Annotated in this window: 15 protein-coding genes; 5 read left to right on the forward strand and 10 right to left on the reverse strand. The window is 68.0% G+C overall.

Annotated elements, in window-relative coordinates:
* Positions 1 to 29 precede the first annotated feature (29 nt).
* The 3 genes from N8888_RS10085 to N8888_RS10095 all read right to left on the reverse strand — a co-directional run bounded on the left by N8888_RS10085 (position 30) and on the right by N8888_RS10095 (position 4,875).
* Complete coding sequence (locus N8888_RS10085; protein WP_263174421.1) at positions 30 to 3,164, reverse strand: TonB-dependent receptor; 3,135 nt, start codon at positions 3,162 to 3,164, stop codon at positions 30 to 32.
* Between the two features lie 171 nt (positions 3,165 to 3,335).
* The gene (locus N8888_RS10090) at positions 3,336 to 4,292 is read right to left on the reverse strand and encodes a FecR family protein (RefSeq protein WP_253118528.1); all 957 of its coding nucleotides are present in this window, start codon (positions 4,290 to 4,292) and stop codon (positions 3,336 to 3,338) included.
* An 82-nt stretch (positions 4,293 to 4,374) separates the two neighbouring features.
* Positions 4,375 to 4,875, reverse strand: a complete 501-nt coding sequence (locus tag N8888_RS10095; protein ID WP_053516292.1) for an RNA polymerase sigma factor — start codon at positions 4,873 to 4,875, stop codon at positions 4,375 to 4,377.
* A 222-nt stretch (positions 4,876 to 5,097) separates the two neighbouring features.
* Between N8888_RS10095 and N8888_RS10100 the strand changes: the two genes are divergently transcribed.
* On the forward strand, positions 5,098 to 5,511 hold the full coding sequence (locus tag N8888_RS10100; protein WP_065182342.1) for an OsmC family protein: 414 nt from the start codon (positions 5,098 to 5,100) through the stop codon (positions 5,509 to 5,511).
* Here the strand turns inward: N8888_RS10100 and N8888_RS10105 are convergent.
* The 6 genes from N8888_RS10105 to N8888_RS10130 form a co-directional block, all read right to left on the reverse strand.
* Positions 5,508 to 5,837, reverse strand: coding sequence for a hypothetical protein (locus tag N8888_RS10105; protein ID WP_065182343.1), 330 nt, complete (start codon positions 5,835 to 5,837; stop codon positions 5,508 to 5,510). The genes N8888_RS10100 and N8888_RS10105 overlap by 4 nt on opposite strands.
* A 98-nt stretch (positions 5,838 to 5,935) precedes the next feature.
* Positions 5,936 to 7,681, reverse strand: coding sequence for a putative porin (locus N8888_RS10110; RefSeq protein ID WP_263174426.1), 1,746 nt, complete (start codon positions 7,679 to 7,681; stop codon positions 5,936 to 5,938).
* 42 nt (positions 7,682 to 7,723) lie between these two features.
* On the reverse strand, positions 7,724 to 8,389 hold the full coding sequence (locus tag N8888_RS10115; RefSeq protein ID WP_317629489.1) for a cell envelope integrity protein TolA: 666 nt from the start codon (positions 8,387 to 8,389) through the stop codon (positions 7,724 to 7,726).
* 39 nt (positions 8,390 to 8,428) lie between these two features.
* Complete coding sequence (locus N8888_RS10120; protein WP_053516303.1) at positions 8,429 to 8,842, reverse strand: ExbD/TolR family protein; 414 nt, start codon at positions 8,840 to 8,842, stop codon at positions 8,429 to 8,431.
* Between the two features lie 10 nt (positions 8,843 to 8,852).
* Positions 8,853 to 10,637 (reverse strand): DUF2341 domain-containing protein, encoded by a 1,785-nt coding sequence (locus N8888_RS10125; protein ID WP_263174434.1) that lies wholly within the window; start codon positions 10,635 to 10,637, stop codon positions 8,853 to 8,855.
* 38 nt (positions 10,638 to 10,675) lie between these two features.
* Entirely contained in the window at positions 10,676 to 12,298 is a 1,623-nt protein-coding gene (locus N8888_RS10130) for a ShlB/FhaC/HecB family hemolysin secretion/activation protein (RefSeq protein ID WP_263174436.1), read from the reverse strand.
* A gap of 261 nt (positions 12,299 to 12,559) precedes the next feature.
* Here N8888_RS10130 and N8888_RS10135 point away from each other — a divergent pair, with 261 nt between their 5' ends.
* Complete coding sequence (locus tag N8888_RS10135; RefSeq protein ID WP_229765786.1) at positions 12,560 to 12,835, forward strand: hypothetical protein; 276 nt, start codon at positions 12,560 to 12,562, stop codon at positions 12,833 to 12,835.
* Positions 12,836 to 12,842: 7 nt separating this feature from the next.
* Here the strand turns inward: N8888_RS10135 and N8888_RS10140 are convergent, their stop codons facing one another.
* Positions 12,843 to 13,301, reverse strand: a complete 459-nt coding sequence (locus N8888_RS10140; protein WP_053516310.1) for a general secretion pathway protein — start codon at positions 13,299 to 13,301, stop codon at positions 12,843 to 12,845.
* Positions 13,302 to 13,416: 115 nt separating this feature from the next.
* Between N8888_RS10140 and gspH the strand changes: the two genes are divergently transcribed.
* Genes gspH through N8888_RS10155 form a run of 3 tightly spaced genes read left to right on the forward strand, consistent with a single transcriptional unit; the run spans position 13,417 to position 14,833 of the window.
* Entirely contained in the window at positions 13,417 to 13,863 is a 447-nt protein-coding gene (gene gspH, locus N8888_RS10145) for a type II secretion system minor pseudopilin GspH (protein WP_053516372.1), read from the forward strand.
* Positions 13,863 to 14,222 carry a type II secretion system minor pseudopilin GspI gene (gene gspI, locus N8888_RS10150; RefSeq protein WP_414487427.1) on the forward strand — a complete coding sequence of 120 codons (360 nt, stop codon included), beginning with the start codon at positions 13,863 to 13,865 and terminating at the stop codon, positions 14,220 to 14,222. The genes gspH and gspI overlap by 1 nt, the downstream gene beginning before the upstream one ends.
* On the forward strand, positions 14,219 to 14,833 hold the full coding sequence (locus N8888_RS10155; RefSeq protein ID WP_317629490.1) for a prepilin-type N-terminal cleavage/methylation domain-containing protein: 615 nt from the start codon (positions 14,219 to 14,221) through the stop codon (positions 14,831 to 14,833). Before gspI ends, N8888_RS10155 begins: the two co-directional genes overlap by 4 nt.
* Positions 14,834 to 14,939 lie beyond the last annotated feature (106 nt).

Below are 14,939 nucleotides of genomic sequence, written 5' to 3' on the forward strand. Positions count from 1 at the left end.
CTACGGGTACAACGCTTGAATGCAGGTGTTCAGAAGCGTGCGGTGATGCCCAGCTTGAGGGTGCGACCCGGCGCCGGCAGCGTGGACCGCGTGGCCGGGTCGACGTAGTAGCGGTTGCCGAGATTGCTGCCGACCAGCTCCACGCTGGCGTGCTCGTTGAAGCGCCAGCGCGCATACGCATCCACCGTGGTGATGTTTCCCCAGGTGAACGGCACGTTCTGCCAGAGCAGGCTGCTGCCACCGGCCAGCAACCGGTCGCGGTAGGCCTGCAGGTCCGGGTTTTCGTGGCGCCGGTAGTGGATGATGCGGCTGCCCAGCTCCAGTCGTTCGTCGAACAGGCGGGTGCCCAGTGACGCGTTGACCGACAGCTTCGGAATCGCCTGGGTGAGCAGGTAGCCGCTGACGAACCCGTCCTGCACGCAGTTCGGGACCAGGCCACGGTTGGCATCCAGCAGCACGGCACTGCTCTCGTCGCAGACCTCGTTCTCCAGCGTGCGGGCGATGCCCAGATCGGTGAAGAAGCGGCGGTTGTCGAAGCGCGCCTGCAGTTCGATGCCGCGGATGGTCTGCTTGTCGATGTTGTCGAACAGGAAGTAGGCATCGCGCTCGATCACGTTGCGGGTCTTGTGCACGTAATAGGCCAGCTTGACGTCGGCGTCGGCGGTGTTTCCGAACAGCGCCGACAGGTCGTGCACGTAACCCAGCTCGTAGTTGTAGGCATGCTCCGGCTTGAGGTCATACAGCGGGTTGAGGCTGCTGGAGAAGGCGATGGTGCTTTCGAACATGCTCGGGAAACGCACTGCTTCGCTGTAGCGCAGGTAGATGCGCGCGGCAGGCGACAGATGCGCCGTCGCCGAGAAAGTGGGCAGCCACGCGTGATCGCGCTGGCGCCGGTTGCTGCCATCCACCGGCCGCGCCTGCACGGTGTTGCCGATGCTGCAGACCAGGTCGCTGCCGGCGAACAACGGCAGCACGCCCGGGATCGCAGCCACCTCGCCGTTGAGGCACGGGTTGGTGGCACGGGCATAGTTGCCGTTGGCGTCGGGCAGCCACGCGATGTTGTGCTCCACTGCCTGCGGTGTTTCGTAATAGGCCAGCAGTCCCCGGATCGAATCATCGATCACCGAGCCCATGCCGATGCTCTCCCAGAACTCGCGTTCTGCTTCCAGCGCATCGATCTCTGCCTGCAGGCTGGCCGGTCGCTCGGGCAGCTCGTTGACCCGATAGGTAGCCTGCTTGCTGCCCACCCCCTTGGTCAGAAGCTCCGGGTGCGCGTCGAGGAAGTCGTCGAAGGCCCAGTAGCGGCTGTAGCGGACGCCGGCGTTGAGGGTGAGGACATCGAGCGGCCGCCATTCCAGGTTGAGGTAGCCCTCGCCCTCCTGGCGGCGGCCGGCACGCGGAAACATGCGCCAGCCATCAGTGGTGCCGAAGTAGGGATCGCGCGAACCCAGGCTCTCGTACTGCCAGTTGCCCCCTACGGTTAGGTCGAGGCTGGAGTGCAACGCGAAGCGGTTGCTGACCGTCAGGCCGGTGCGATCGTTGCGCGCGTTGGCCAGAGCGGTGTTGCGCAGGATCGGGCTGGCTTCAGGGTCCCATTGCGGATTGCCCGGCGCGAAGTTGGGGAAGCCGCCCGCGGTATAGGTATCGCTGTCGGTCTCGGTGCGCCACAGATTGGCATACAGATCCAGCCAGCGGCTGCCGGCCGGCTGCCAGCGATACTCCAGGTTCCAGGCATCCGAGTCGACGCGGCTCAACGGCCACTGGATGCGGCCGTAGTCCGGCGCCGACAGGATGCGCGAAGGCATGATCTCGCCGTAGTGCGAGAGCGTGTGCCGCCAGCTCGCCTTCAGCTGCTGGTCGTCATTGATCTGCCACGTCGCCTTGAGCAGCCACGACTCCTGTTCACTCGACGTATTGGGCACTTCATCACCCGGCTTGAAGTAGCGGGCCAGCGTGGTGATGTAGTCGATGCCCTGGTACTCGTACTGCTCGCGCGGGTCCTGGTCGTAGTAGTCGCTGCCCTGGCTGCCGGAGAAATAGTTGCCACGCCGGCGCCACGCATAGGCCGCCATCACGTCCACCGTCTCGCCGCGCAGGCCCAGCGCCAGTCGCCATGCCTGGTCCTCGCCATCGAATGGAGTGTTGCCGCTGCGCGACTGCACCGGCACCACCAGGGTGCGGTCGTCATAGGGCGAGTTCGGCGACCCCTGCGGGAAACCCGGCACCGTCCGGTAGTCCTCGCCGCTGTGGAGGCGTGGCAGGCGTGGCGCCACCGCGTTGCTGCTGCCTTCGATCTTCAGCTCCCCGCCGAAGCGTTCGCCCGCCGGCACGACGTCATCGATGTCGATGGTCCTGATGACCAGCGCGCCGCCGATGCCGCTGTGCACGTCACGCACCAGGCCGGGCCCCTTGATGACCTGGATGCCACCGATCAGGTTGGGATCGATGTAGTTGCGGTTGCTGACGCCGTTGTAGCCCCGCCAGACCGTGAGGGCCTGTTCACCGCCGTCAATGCTCACCGGCACCCGCCCCGGCCCCTGGATGCCGCGGATGTTGATGTCCAGCGCGCCGCTGTTGCGCGCATCGCCGCTGAAAACGCCGACCAGATCCTTGACCACGTCGGCCGGGTTGGCGCCGCGGAAGCGCTCCACCCGGTCCCGCCCCGAATACACCGTGGTCAGGTCCAGCGCGAACACGTCGTCATAGCCACGGCGATCGCGCGCTTCGCCGCCTTCCGGCTGCAGGCGACCGGCGACGTCCAGCGTATCGGTCACCCGCACCCCTTCCCCCTCGGCCGATGCCTGCGCTGCGTCCGCCGCGGCGCGCAGGCTCCAGGTGCCATCCAGGCCTCGCTGGGCCCGCACCCCACTGCCCTGCAGCAGCCGCTGCAGCGCCTGCATCTGGCTGTACTGGCCCTGCACTGCGCTGGAACGACGCCCTTCGACCAGGTCGCTGCGGAACACCACCTGCGCATCGGCCTGGCGCCCGAACGCGCGTACCGCGTCTGCCAGCGACTGCTCCGGGATGGCGTACTGGCGCAGCGCCGCCGCTGTGCTGGGTTGCGCCTGCGCGGCCGGCACCCGGGCCAGCGGCAGCAGTGCGGTGCAGATGGCCAGGGCCAGTGTGGTGGCGCGACGGTGACAGGCAGACGCCGTGGACGGCATGGACGGAACTCCTCAAGCGTGGGGAAACCACGGGCACAGCCGCTGCCGGTGGTGTGTCTGGCTTGAGGAAAAACGGTGTTTCGCTCTGGCTGTACCTCTATAGACAGCGCACGCTGCAGGCTGCCCACGCTTTTTTCAGGCTTTTTTCATCGCGATCTAAACCTGCCGGCATCACCAGACCACAAGCGCGCCACCCGGCAGCCGCTGCACGCGCAGGCCCGCCTGGGCCGCCACTGCGGAGATGGCCGGGTCCGGCTGGCGCAGATGGAACAGGCCACTGACGCGGATCTGCTCCGCTTCTGTCCCCAGCACCCAGACCGGTGCGGCCCGATAGCGCGCCAACCGTTCGATGGCCTGTGCCGCGCTCAGATCGTCGATGGCAACCTCACCGCGCCGCCAGGGTGCCACCGCGTCGCTGGCGAGGCTGCTCACCGGCTGCAGCCAGCGTCCGTCACGGAACGCGCGTGCCTGCCCTGCATGCAGCCGTTGCAGGCTGCCATCACCGGGATGTACGTCCACTACCCCTTCGCTGACCTGGGCGGTCACCACCGCGTCCTGCAACGAAACGCTGAACGCGGTACCGATGTCGCGCACCAGGCCACCGCCGGCCTCGACCCGGAACGGCCGCGCTTCATGCGCGACCCGGAACCACGCCTGGCCGCGCAGCAGCCGCAGTTGCCGCTGATCCCCGTCGAATGCGACGGCCAGCGCGGTGCGGGCATCCAGCACGACCGTGCTGCCATCCTCCAGTTGCACCACACGGGGTGCATCGCCGCTACGCAGATCGCTGCGCGCCCACAATGCGACCCCGGGGAGGGCTGGGACCGCCAGCACCACCGCGGCCACGCTGGCCCACCACCAGGACAGGCGCCTGCGCGGGGCGATCGGGCGCAGGCCCTGGCGATCGGAGGTCAGTGCCGGCAGTGCGGCCAGCACCTCCGGCCCAGCCGCGTCCAGGCCGTCCCAGAATGCCTGCTGGCGGCGCCAGGCCAAGGCATGGCGCGGATCGGCCTGCAGCCATCGCTGCAGGGCCCGCTGCTGCCGGTCCGGCAACGGGCCTGCACTGCACCGGATCACCCAGCGCAACGCCTGCCTGGCCTGTCGCGGCGAGGGTTCGGACGTGGTCATGGTCGTAGCCTGTCGCACCACGAACCGGTGCGCGTGACTGTTGTGACAAGGGCGGGCGGCCTCTGCCCACGGTAATTGCAGGTCATCGGCGTGCGCCCTGCTGGTGCTGCTGGATCAGCATTGCCGCGCGCAGCACATGCTTGCCGACCAGGCTCTTGGAAATGCCCAGACGGGCGGCGATCTCACGCTCGCTCAGGCCCAGGTAGCGGTTGAGCACGAAACACTCCCGCACCTGCGGCGGCAGCGCAAGGATGGTCCGGGTGATCTCGCGCAGCTGCGCCTGGTCCAGCGCCTGTTGCTCACCACCAACGGCATCGCCGACCTCGCACGCGTACTCGGCCATCGCCCGGCGTTCACGTGCGTCGGCCTGGCTGCGGTTGAGGGCGTGGTGGTACGCCATGCGGTACAGGTAACCGCGCGGTTCAAGGATCGGCGGATCGCCGGGCACGCTGCTGGCCTTCAGGTACAGGTTCTGCAGGGTGTCCTCGGTGCTGGCCGGGTCCAGGTAGCGCGCGATGAAGCGTGACAACGCACGGCGCTCGCGGATCAACAGCTCGACCAGCGCCAGGGCATTGGGAGACATAGGTGCCAGGCCGGACCGGGGAATGATGGGCGTGATGGCGACGGTCCGGGACGTGATTGTAGGGCGCGGCACCCCATCACGCCCAGCCCGCACCACGGCACCCGCCACTCCCGGGATCGTCAGTCCCATTGTCACGATAGCCCTGCCACCCGATCATCACCGGTGATGGTCGCGCGGCACCGCGCCTGATCCGGCCCCACATCCCCCGCACAGGAGAAGCCCATGGCCTACGCACGCATTGTCTCGACGGCTGACAACTATCTGCACCACATCAGCAACGGCACCTTCGATGTCAACGCCGACGAGCCGGCCTCGCTGGGTGGCCAGGGCAAGGGATTCGCCCCGTTCGACCTGTACCTGGCCTCACTGGCCGCCTGCACCGCCATCACCCTGCGCATGTACGCCCAGCGCAAGGGCTGGGAGCTGGGTGAGTTCCATGCCGAACTGCGCTCGGAGCGCGATCCTGATGGTCGTTTCCATGTGCACCGCATACTGCATGCCAGCGCCGCGCTGGACGATGCCCAGTGGCAGCGCCTGCTGGAGGTGGTCGAGAAGACCCCGGTCACCCTGGTGATGCGCGAAGGGGCGCGCATCACCAGCGAACGCGGCCAGAACGCCGCTCCCGGAAAGTGCTAGCGGCGGGGATGCAGCACGGTGCGCCGGCGCATCGCGTTGAACTCCCGCTCCACCTGCTGGATGTCCTCGGCCTGGAAACCCGCGGCATCCAGCATCTGGTTGGCCGCGGCGGCCGCCAGCGGATCGTCGTCACGCTGGCGCCAGCAGCGGGACGGCAGGAAATAGCCCACCTCGCTGCGCCCGCGCATGATCACCACCGGGCGGCCGGCGTACAGCAGGAACTCGGCCAGGTGCTGGCGCAGGCCCTCCACCGAGACATAGGCCGGACCGATGCCCAGCATCTGGCTGGACGTCCCGGGATTTTCGAACAGCTTGCGACGGCTCATCACACTCCTCCTTGTTGCCACGCGTGGTCTCCTTTCCCTAGACGGGCGCATCGCTGCACCCCCGCCACGTTTCGTGCCGGCCCGTCATCGCTGGCGGCTCAGAAGCCGGTGTTGAACTCCAGCTGGAACACATCGATCGCCAGCGGCGGGCCCGACACCGCCTTGGCAGCCATCCACTTGCCGCTGATCCAGCTGCGCGTGTCCAACGCATAGGCACCACCCACGTAATAGCCGCGCGCGTTGGTGCCACCCAGATGGAAGTTCGGATCGTTGTAGGCATCCGGCAGCGCATCGGCCTCGATCCGCTTGTAGCCCAGCAGTGCCTGCCACTGCCCCTTCTCCTTCAGGTCGGTGGCGCCGAACGTTGCCTGCAGCATCCACGCGGTGTCGCCGCTGCGGAACGTATCGATGCCGGGAGCTTCACCCGCACCGAAATTGTTGACGATGCCGTTTTTGGCGCGGCGGAACATCGCCTGCGTGTCGTACGCCAGGTTGCGGATGAAGTCGCCTTCCAGGCGCAGTCCGATGTCCTGCGCCAGCCGGGTATCCCAACGCAGGTTCAGCGTGGCCAGGCGGAAGGCGGACGCCAGGCCGACATACTGCGGCGTCGGCGTGCCGGCCGGATCCATCGGATTGAGCGCAATGTCGCGGATCAGCATCAGGGTGTTGCCCTTCTGCATGAACGCCGGGCGCGACCAGTCGGTGTCGCAGCCGACGGCGCCGGAGTACAGGGCACAGGGCGAGGACAGCCGACCGCTGATGTTCTTGAAGTCGTAGTAGCCCAGTGCGGCCCGCAGTGCGTTGTCGTCGTTGAAGCGCCAGTTCACGCCAGCCTGCGCGCCGGACAGCCATTTGTTCTCGTTCGGCGACTTCTCTCCGCTGCGGCTCTGCAGGCTGTCCGAGGTGTACTCCAGCGGCGCCACGGCAAGGGTGCCGAACAGGTCCAGATCGCCGTCGCCGAACCCGTACTTCAGGTTGGCGGCCAGTCCATCGAAGTTCAGATCGTTGGAGAACAGGGTGTCGCTGCTCCAGAACGGATTGCCGAAACGGCCACCACGCACGGTCACCCAGTCAGCCGGACTGTAGGCCAGCCATGCCTGGTCGAGCCACACGTCCTTCTTGCTCAGGCCGCCCCCCAACTGCTCGGTGGTGGACACCGGGCCATTGCTGCTGCCGCTGGCCAGGCGGATGCCAGCGGTGGTGTGATCGCCGATCATGGCCTCGACCCCCAGGCGGGCGCGGATGCGCCACAGGTTACGGCGGTCCTGTCGGGTGTTGAGCAAGGGCGGCAGCTGCAGGTTGGTATTGGTGTTGGTGTCGAATCCACTGCCCGCATTGACCGCGGCCCAGTTGCTGACGATGCCGCTGTTGTCGTCGCCATAGAAGCGCGACTCGCTGCGCACACGCACGTCCCCGGTCACCTTGATGCGCTGTGTCCATTCGGCGACCTCATTCGGCGCCGCCCAGCCCTCCGCCTTCGCCTGCGCCATTACGTCCTGGCGCACTTCGTCGCGGATGCCATCACGGACACTCTGCGGCACATAGGGCACACGCACATCGCCCGCCTCAAGCGCGATGCCTCCACTGCTGGCCGATGCAGCACCGGCAGCACCGCGCTGGGCTGCTACTGCCTCGGCTTCGGCCTGCACCAGCAGCGCCTGGCCGTCCTCGGGCTTGAGCGCGCCACTGGCCATCAGGCCTTTGATCAGCTTGATCATGGTGGTCTCAGCAGCCATTGCACCGGCCGGCGCCGCCAGGCTGAGCAGCACAGCGCAGCACAGCAGCGCCCGTCGGGCCGGCCGCGACGGGCGGGAGTCGGTTCGAGCGCGGACGTGGTTGTTCATCACGGTTCTCATCGGAAGAAGGGAAATCGGGGAAATCACGGTTCACGCCCCCGGCCTGCGGCCCTGCACAAGCACGCGCGCGGGGAAGTCCAGCGAAGGTGGCGGCGGCTGGTCCACCCGGCCGATCTGGCGCAGCGCGTCGAGCACGGCGGCGTCGGCCTCTTCATTGCCGCTGCCGCGCACCAGCTCGACTTTCTCCAGGCGCCCATCCGGCGCCAGCCACACGTTCACCTGCAACTGGAAGGCCAGGCGCTTGACCCGCGCATCGCGCGCAATCGCCTGCTGCATCAGGTAACCCAGATAGCGGCCATAGGTGGCATTGCCGGCACCACCGCGACCGGTACCGGACGCGCCGCCGCCACTGCCCGCCTGGATGCCGAAGTTGTCACCGCCCGCCTGCGCGTCGGCGTTCATGGTCACCGGGTCGGCGTTGTCCGGCGTCGGCGTCGGCTCCTCGGCCGGGGTCGGCTGATCCAGCGGCTCCGGCTCGGGCAGGGTCTCCTCCGGCGGGGTCTCCGGTTCGGGGGGCTTCTCAGGCGGCGGCGGTGGGGGTGGCGGCGGGGGTGGCAACGCCAGCATCGGCGGCTGCACCACGGGGCGGCGGGTGCTGGCCGTGTCCTTGAACAGCAGCCACCACAGCACGGAGCCCACTACCAGCAGCACCGCCAGCACCAGCGCGACGGTCACCAGCAGCGGGCGGTCACGCAGGCCGGGCTCCGGCCGTGGGGAATGAGGGCCGGTCATGCCTCAGCCCTGTGCCTTGCCGGTGACCAGGCCAACCTGGGCCAGTTCCAGCCGCCGCAGCAGATCCAGCACCTCGACCACGCGCGCGTACTGCACCTGGGCGTCGCCACGCACGATTACCGGGAAGTCCGGCGAGGTCGCGCGCTCTGTCCTCAGGCGGTCCTCCAGCTCGGCCATCGTCACCGGGTAGGCGTCAAGGAACACCTGGCCGCTGGGATCGATGGTGATCGCCTTGGTCTTGGGCTTCTCCAGCGCCACACTGTTGCTGGCCTTCGGCAGGTTGACCTCGATGCCGGGAATGGAGGCGTTGCTGGTGAGGATGAAGATCACCAGCACCACCAGCAGCACATCGACGAAGGGCGTCACGTTGATGCCCTTCTCGCGCTTCTTGATGCCGAACTTCGCCTTCTGGGCCATGACGCGCTCCTCAGCCCTGCACCGTGGCCGGGCCGCGCCCGTCCTGCTCTTCAGCCAGGCGGGCGGCGAATTCGTCGATGAACACGGCCATGTCGGCACCGATGGCCTCGGCGCGTGCGCCCAGCCAGTTGTAGCCGAACAGTGCCGGGATCGCGACGCCGAGGCCGGCGGCCGTACACAGCAAGGCCGCCGCCATGCCCGGCGCGACCGAGTTGATGTCCACCGCACCGGCCATCGCCGCGACCACGAACACCAGCATGATGCCGATCACCGTACCGAACAGGCCCACATAGGGCGCGCCTTCGATGGTGGTGGACAGCCAGTTCATGCGACGCGACATCGCCTCCTGCTCGCGCACCATCACCGCATCCATCGATGCGCGGATCGCCGCGATGGTCGCCGCGCTCAGATAGCCGCCGTTGCCGTCGCGCTGGTGGCGTTGCTGCATCTCATCGATGGCCACCTGGTAGATGCGCCACAGCGAACCGTCGCGCATGGCCGCCGGTGCCTGGCCCTGCCGGTCCATGTCCGAGAGCGTGCGCAGCGGCACGCCGGCCAGCTTGCCGAAAGCATCAGTGAACACCGCATTGGCCTTGCCGGTGCGGCCGAAGTGACGGCTCTTGGCGATCATGATCGCCCACGACATCAGCATCATCAGGCCGAGGATGGCCACCACCACCCAGGCGTCGAACGGCATCGCCTTCAGGATGAAGCCGAAGTGGCTCTGGCCCGTGGACTGCTCATCGGCGCCATAGCTGATCAGGCGTGAGTCAGCGCCCTGCGCGGTGGCATCGGCCAGCAGCAGTGCCGCCGGACGCGCAACGCGAGAAATCCGCAGTTCATCCAGCGCACCGTCGAAGCTGGCCAGCGGCTGCTCGGCACCCGGCGCGTCAGCACCCACCACCGCTGCGGTGGACATGGCCGGAAGTTCGCCGCTGAGCTGCGCCACCACGTGGCCATTGAGATACAGCTGCAGCGACCCCTTCTCCGCCGTCAGCGCCAGATGCGCCCACTGTCCCTCCGGAATCGGCTGCGCAGGCGTGCTGCGCTGGCCATTGAGCTGCACGAACGGCACCCGGTTGTCGATGCCCAGCAGCAGTTCCGCGCTGCCATCGCGACGGGCATAGATGGCCTGCGCCGCATTCTGTGCACCCGGCTTGATCCACGCGGACACGGTCAATGGCGCGCCGGCCTCCTGCGCCAGCGAAGCACTGGCTGGCAGCGGCAGCGCAGTGCCGGCGAACTGCACGCCGCGACCGATCACCGAACCTTCGGCGGCCGGCACCACTGCGCCCGCATTGTTGCCGTAGGCCGTGGTGTCACGTGCCGGGGCATTGGCGTCGGCGAAGTGGTAGACCAGCGTGTAGTCCGGATCGAATACCTGCTGTCCATTCCCACTGGCCGGCGCCTTGTCGTTGCCGTAGTACATCCAGATCGTCTGCGGTGCGGCGGCGCTGACGGCCGGCACATCCACCCACACCAGGGCCAGCCCCAGCGCCGGGTCGAACTGTTCGATCTGGTGCGCCAGCACGGTGCGCCCGTCCGCCGACACGAAACGCAGATCGCTGCCGGCATCCTGGGTGCCGTCGAAACCGAAGTTGCCCGTATGCAGGCGCAGCAGCAGCGGGGTTCGACCGGGATCGCCTGCCAGACCGGCACCCTGCGGGCCTGCGTCGATCGTGATCGGCTTGCGGTATTTCCATTCGGCCTGCCACCAGCTGGCATCGGCCGCAGCGGCGGGCAGCGCGATCAGCGCGGCCAGCAGCAGCAACATCCGGGAAAGCAAACGGTCCATGCGAGGGGTCTCCGGAGAACGCATGTTCAAGGGAAGGGTCAGTAACTGGTGCTGATGTTGAAATGCAGCCGCGGGTCGTCCTTGCGGGTCACCGGCCCATCGGCATAGGGCCACGCATAGTCCAGGCGCAACTGCAGGTGATCTCCCAGACGCAGCTGCGCGCCGAGCCCGACCGAGGCCAGGTTGTACTGGTCGCGCTGTTCGGGCAGCGGCCGCCGCAGGCGCAGGTAGGCCGCGTCGGCAAAGCTGTACACGCGAAGCTGGCTGCCGCTCCACAGCGGCCATGCCGGGGTGCGCCATTCCAGGTTCGCCACACCGCCGTAGTCGCCGATCGCCTCGGCCGACAGGTAGCCGCGCACGGTGTACATGCCACCGGCGGCGAACTGCTCGGCCGAGACCAGTGGCGCATCGGTCACCTGCAGGGCCCCGCGTGCATACCATTGCCAATCGCTGCCGAAGGTATGCGTATTCGACACATCGGCCTTGAGTGCGACGAAGCTGGGATCGGCCCACGCCCGCTTCTGGCTGAAGTCGTACCCATTGCTGCCATAGCCGAACAGGCGGCGGGTTCCGGCCACCAGCTGCGTGCTGATGCTCAGCTGGTCCTGTTCGCCCTGGCGCACACCCACGAATGCCAGCGTGAGCGGTGCGTACTTCAGGGGAGTCTTCAGGTTGTCGCTGCCCATCCAGGTGTCCTCCTCGGTGTCCTTGAAGTCGACGCCGAGGCTGAGCTGCCGCCACCATGCAGTGCTGCCGGGCAGGCGGTAATTGAGCTTGAGGCCGATCGAATGACCATTGCCGATCACGTTGGTGCCGGTTCCCGCGCCCCCCTGGCCGCCGGCATTGAGCACGCGGCTGTCGGAGGTATAGCCCGATGCCTCCAGGCTCCAGGGGCTGCCTTCAAACGGCAGCGTGTACGACGCCGAGAACACCTTGGCCTGATCGGTATCTTGCGGAGCGAGGAACACGCCGAGACTGGCGCTGTGCCCGCGTCCCCACAGGTTGTCATGCGCCAGCGAGGCACTCAGGCGCAGTTTCTCGGTGTCGGCACTGCGGTCATTGTTGAGTGCGGCGCTCGCTCGCCAGGGCGACTTTTCTTCCACCTGCAGGTCCACGTCCATCGTGCCGGGCGTCTTTCCCTCACGGACCAGCGGCATCACCTGGCGGCGACCGCCTTCGTTGAGCGCGGTCAGTTCCTTCTGCGCCCGGTCGAAATCCGGCACCTGGCCCTCGGCCAGCGCCGGTACCCGTGCGCGGATCCGCGCCGACGCAGCAGGCGCCGCACCGACCACGCGCAGTTCGCCGATCGGCGTCTGCTGCACCTTCAGCAGCACCACGCCGGCACTGACCTGCTGCTCGGGCAGTTCCACGTACACCGACTGGTATCCCGCCTGCTGGTACAGCGCGCTGACTGCATCGCGCGCCTGCTCGACGTCGGCCAACGTCCTGCCCGGGCCGAGATAGGGCTCAACGGCGCGCTCGATCAGACGCGGATCAAGTACGGTGTTGCCGCGCACGATGTACTCGTTGATGTTCACCCTGGCCGCCGGCGTGGCATCCTGCGCGAGCAGCGGCAATGGCAGGGACGCCACGGCCAGCGCGAGTACCCGCGGACGCAGGCGCAGCGGGAGTCGGACAGCTCGGCACGGAACAGGCGTCATTGAAGGCATCGCGTCGTATCGAAGGAAGTGGCCAGGGAGCGGCGCGTGGGTCTACCCACAGGACGTGCAGGGCGCGTCAAAGCCGCCAACAGTTTTGTGACAGCACTGTCATCTGTTGACGGCGGCGGAATGCGCGCAGGCGGACACTGCGCCCGCCACCCGTCTATGAAGCAGCCGACATGGGGTGGCGGGAGATAGGAGATGAGCATGATCCTGACTGCATGGCGCTGGCCTGCCGTGGCGTTGCTCGCGTCCATCGCGATGCCGATTGCGCACGCCGATGACCGCGCAACGCGCGCGGACACACCGCCCTGCATCGACGTGCAGGTCAACGGAGAGCGCATTCCGGCCTGGGAATGTCTGCAGCGCAGGCTCGCACCGGCACCGCCGCGTGCACGATCACCGCGCCTGTCCGAGTCGGAGCGGCTGATGCGGCAGCCCGGCAACCAGCTCATGCAGTACAACCTGGAAGGCACCCGGCAACGGATGGGCGACGCCTTTGGCCGCTCGGTGACACCGCAGCGCCCCTCTCGCTGATCGCGCCTCAGTGCCGCCCCGCAGCGGCAGGCACGATGCCATCGGCAGGAACGGGCGGCAGCGCGGGCACCGGCAGGCTGCGCGACCGCCCCGCCTGCTGCAGTTCGATGGTCTCTGCGCCGATGCCGGCCAGTACCGTGGACGGTCCCAGGCGCTGCCCCGGCACATAGGCATCGACAGCGCCACCATCGACCGACAGCAGTGCCAGCGGTGCGTGCGCGCTGGCCATCACACCCAGTACCACTACCTCGGTGTGGATCGCACCCGGTGACAGCAGCCGCACCAGCGGAGCGCTGGCCGCAGCGTCGAACGGTGGCCGGGCCGGTGTCGACGGCCTTACCGCGCTGGCCGCCGCGGGTGGTCCTGCAGCGAACAGGGCAATGCCCCAGTAGGCCATCACGGCCAGCAGCAGCGTCGCCGCCAGCAGTGTCAGCAGGTGATTGCGATCCCAGCGCCTGCCGTCCATGTTCCGCACCTTCGTCGACATTGACGGCCACCACGCTAGCAGTCGCCGCTGACGCTTTTGTTTCATCATCCGCCGCTACCCTGTCCGCGATCGGCAGGCACAGGAGGCGATGTCGATGCGGCGCATCCCGCGCGGCTTCACCCTGCTGGAACTGATGGTGGTGCTGGTCATCATCGGCATCTGTACAACGGCCATCGGCCTGGGCCTGGGCACACTGCTCGATCCTGCGCGCCAGCTCCGTCAGGAAGGCGAGCGATTGGCGCAACGCCTGCAGGTGGCACGCGATGAGGCCCGCATCGATGGCCGCAGCCTCCGCTGGCAGGCGGATGCCGAGGGCTACCGCTTCAGCCGACGCGAGGGCGACCGCTGGACCGACGTGCAGCGCGACGACCTGCTGCGCCCCCAGCGGTGGCAGAGCCCGGGCATCGCCGTGCAGCCGGCGGCAGCCATCGAACTGAGTCCGGAATGGATCGGCGTGCCGTGGGAGCTGGCGCTGTCGCTGCAGGGGCGACAGCTGCGCCTTCGCGACGACGGCAGTGGACAGCTGCAGGTCGTGCAGTGATGCGGCCGCGGCGGGGGTTCACCTTGATCGAGGTACTGATCGCACTGGCCATCGTGGCAGTCGCGCTGGCGGCGGTGATGCGCTCGGTGGCAGTGGCAACCGATGACCAGTCGCGGCTGCGCGACCGACGTCTGGCACTGCTGTGCGCACAGGACCGCTGGCAGGAACTGCGGCTGGCCGCGCAACCGCCCGCGGATGTGCAGCAGCGCTGCGTGCAGGGTCGCAGCCGCTTCCTGGTGCGGCAGCATCTGGGCAGCGGCAGCGACGGGCAGCCGCTGCTGGAGCTCATCGTGGTGGCGGAGGATGCACCAACGCAGTCGCTGGCACGCATGCTGCTGCCATGGACCGCTGCACCGTGAAACGGCGCGTGCAGGGCTTCACCCTGATCGAAGTGATGATCGCGATCACCCTCATGGGCGTGCTGGCCGTGATCTGCTGGCGCGCGCTGGACAGCGTGTCCAGCAGTGACCAGCGACTGCGCCAGGCCGATGCAGGCACCAATGCCGCATTGCGGGTGCTGCAGCAGTTCCAGCGCGACATCGAGATGCGCGCGGACGATGCCCTGATGAATGGTGCGGTACGCCCCGCTGACCAGCCACAGCGCCTGCTGCCGCCGGCGCTGGTCAGCGAACGGCAGGCCGACGGCAGTTTCGCGCTGGAGATCACCCGCAGCGTCGGCAGCGACGGGCTGCGCTGGCAGCGGGTGCGCTGGTGGCGCCAGGGCAATACCCTGTGGCGGGCCAGCGGGCCGCCATCGGATCGCTATCCGTTGCCGCCACCGGAGCAGTCACGCGGGCTGGCCGTGGCGCACGATGTCCAGTTCTTCGATGTGCGCGCCTGGCAGCCGGGCGCCGGCTGGACGACGCTGCCCAGCCAGGGCGTGCTGCTGCCGGCCACCGGGCTGGAACTGAGGCTGCGGCTGCGTGATGGCCGCGGTCCGTTGAGCTACCGTCGCGTCCTTGAACTCTAGCCGCAGATGCAGCTGCACGCCGTCGACCCACGTCATCCGGGGCGCAGCGTCCGCCATCCCGGCCACCGGGCGCTGTCCCGCGCCCGGTGGCGCCTGTGGGTGCTCC

Source organism: Stenotrophomonas maltophilia (assembly GCF_025642255.1).
GTDB classification, from domain to species: Bacteria; Pseudomonadota; Gammaproteobacteria; order Xanthomonadales; family Xanthomonadaceae; genus Stenotrophomonas; species Stenotrophomonas maltophilia_P.

Coding starts and splice junctions, on each gene's coding strand:
- N8888_RS10085 (WP_263174421.1), bottom strand. CDS start 3,164: ATGCCGTCCACGGCGTCTGCCTGTCACCGTCGCGCCACCACACTGGCC.
- N8888_RS10090 (WP_253118528.1), bottom strand. CDS start 4,292: ATGACCACGTCCGAACCCTCGCCGCGACAGGCCAGGCAGGCGTTGCGC.
- N8888_RS10095 (WP_053516292.1), bottom strand. CDS start 4,875: ATGTCTCCCAATGCCCTGGCGCTGGTCGAGCTGTTGATCCGCGAGCGC.
- N8888_RS10100 (WP_065182342.1), top strand. CDS start 5,098: ATGGCCTACGCACGCATTGTCTCGACGGCTGACAACTATCTGCACCAC.
- N8888_RS10105 (WP_065182343.1), bottom strand. CDS start 5,837: ATGAGCCGTCGCAAGCTGTTCGAAAATCCCGGGACGTCCAGCCAGATG.
- N8888_RS10110 (WP_263174426.1), bottom strand. CDS start 7,681: ATGAACAACCACGTCCGCGCTCGAACCGACTCCCGCCCGTCGCGGCCG.
- N8888_RS10120 (WP_053516303.1), bottom strand. CDS start 8,842: ATGGCCCAGAAGGCGAAGTTCGGCATCAAGAAGCGCGAGAAGGGCATC.
- N8888_RS10125 (WP_263174434.1), bottom strand. CDS start 10,637: ATGGACCGTTTGCTTTCCCGGATGTTGCTGCTGCTGGCCGCGCTGATC.
- N8888_RS10130 (WP_263174436.1), bottom strand. CDS start 12,298: ATGACGCCTGTTCCGTGCCGAGCTGTCCGACTCCCGCTGCGCCTGCGT.
- N8888_RS10135 (WP_229765786.1), top strand. CDS start 12,560: ATGCCGATTGCGCACGCCGATGACCGCGCAACGCGCGCGGACACACCG.
- N8888_RS10140 (WP_053516310.1), bottom strand. CDS start 13,301: ATGGACGGCAGGCGCTGGGATCGCAATCACCTGCTGACACTGCTGGCG.
- gspH (WP_053516372.1), top strand. CDS start 13,417: ATGCGGCGCATCCCGCGCGGCTTCACCCTGCTGGAACTGATGGTGGTG.
- gspI (WP_414487427.1), top strand. CDS start 13,863: ATGCGGCCGCGGCGGGGGTTCACCTTGATCGAGGTACTGATCGCACTG.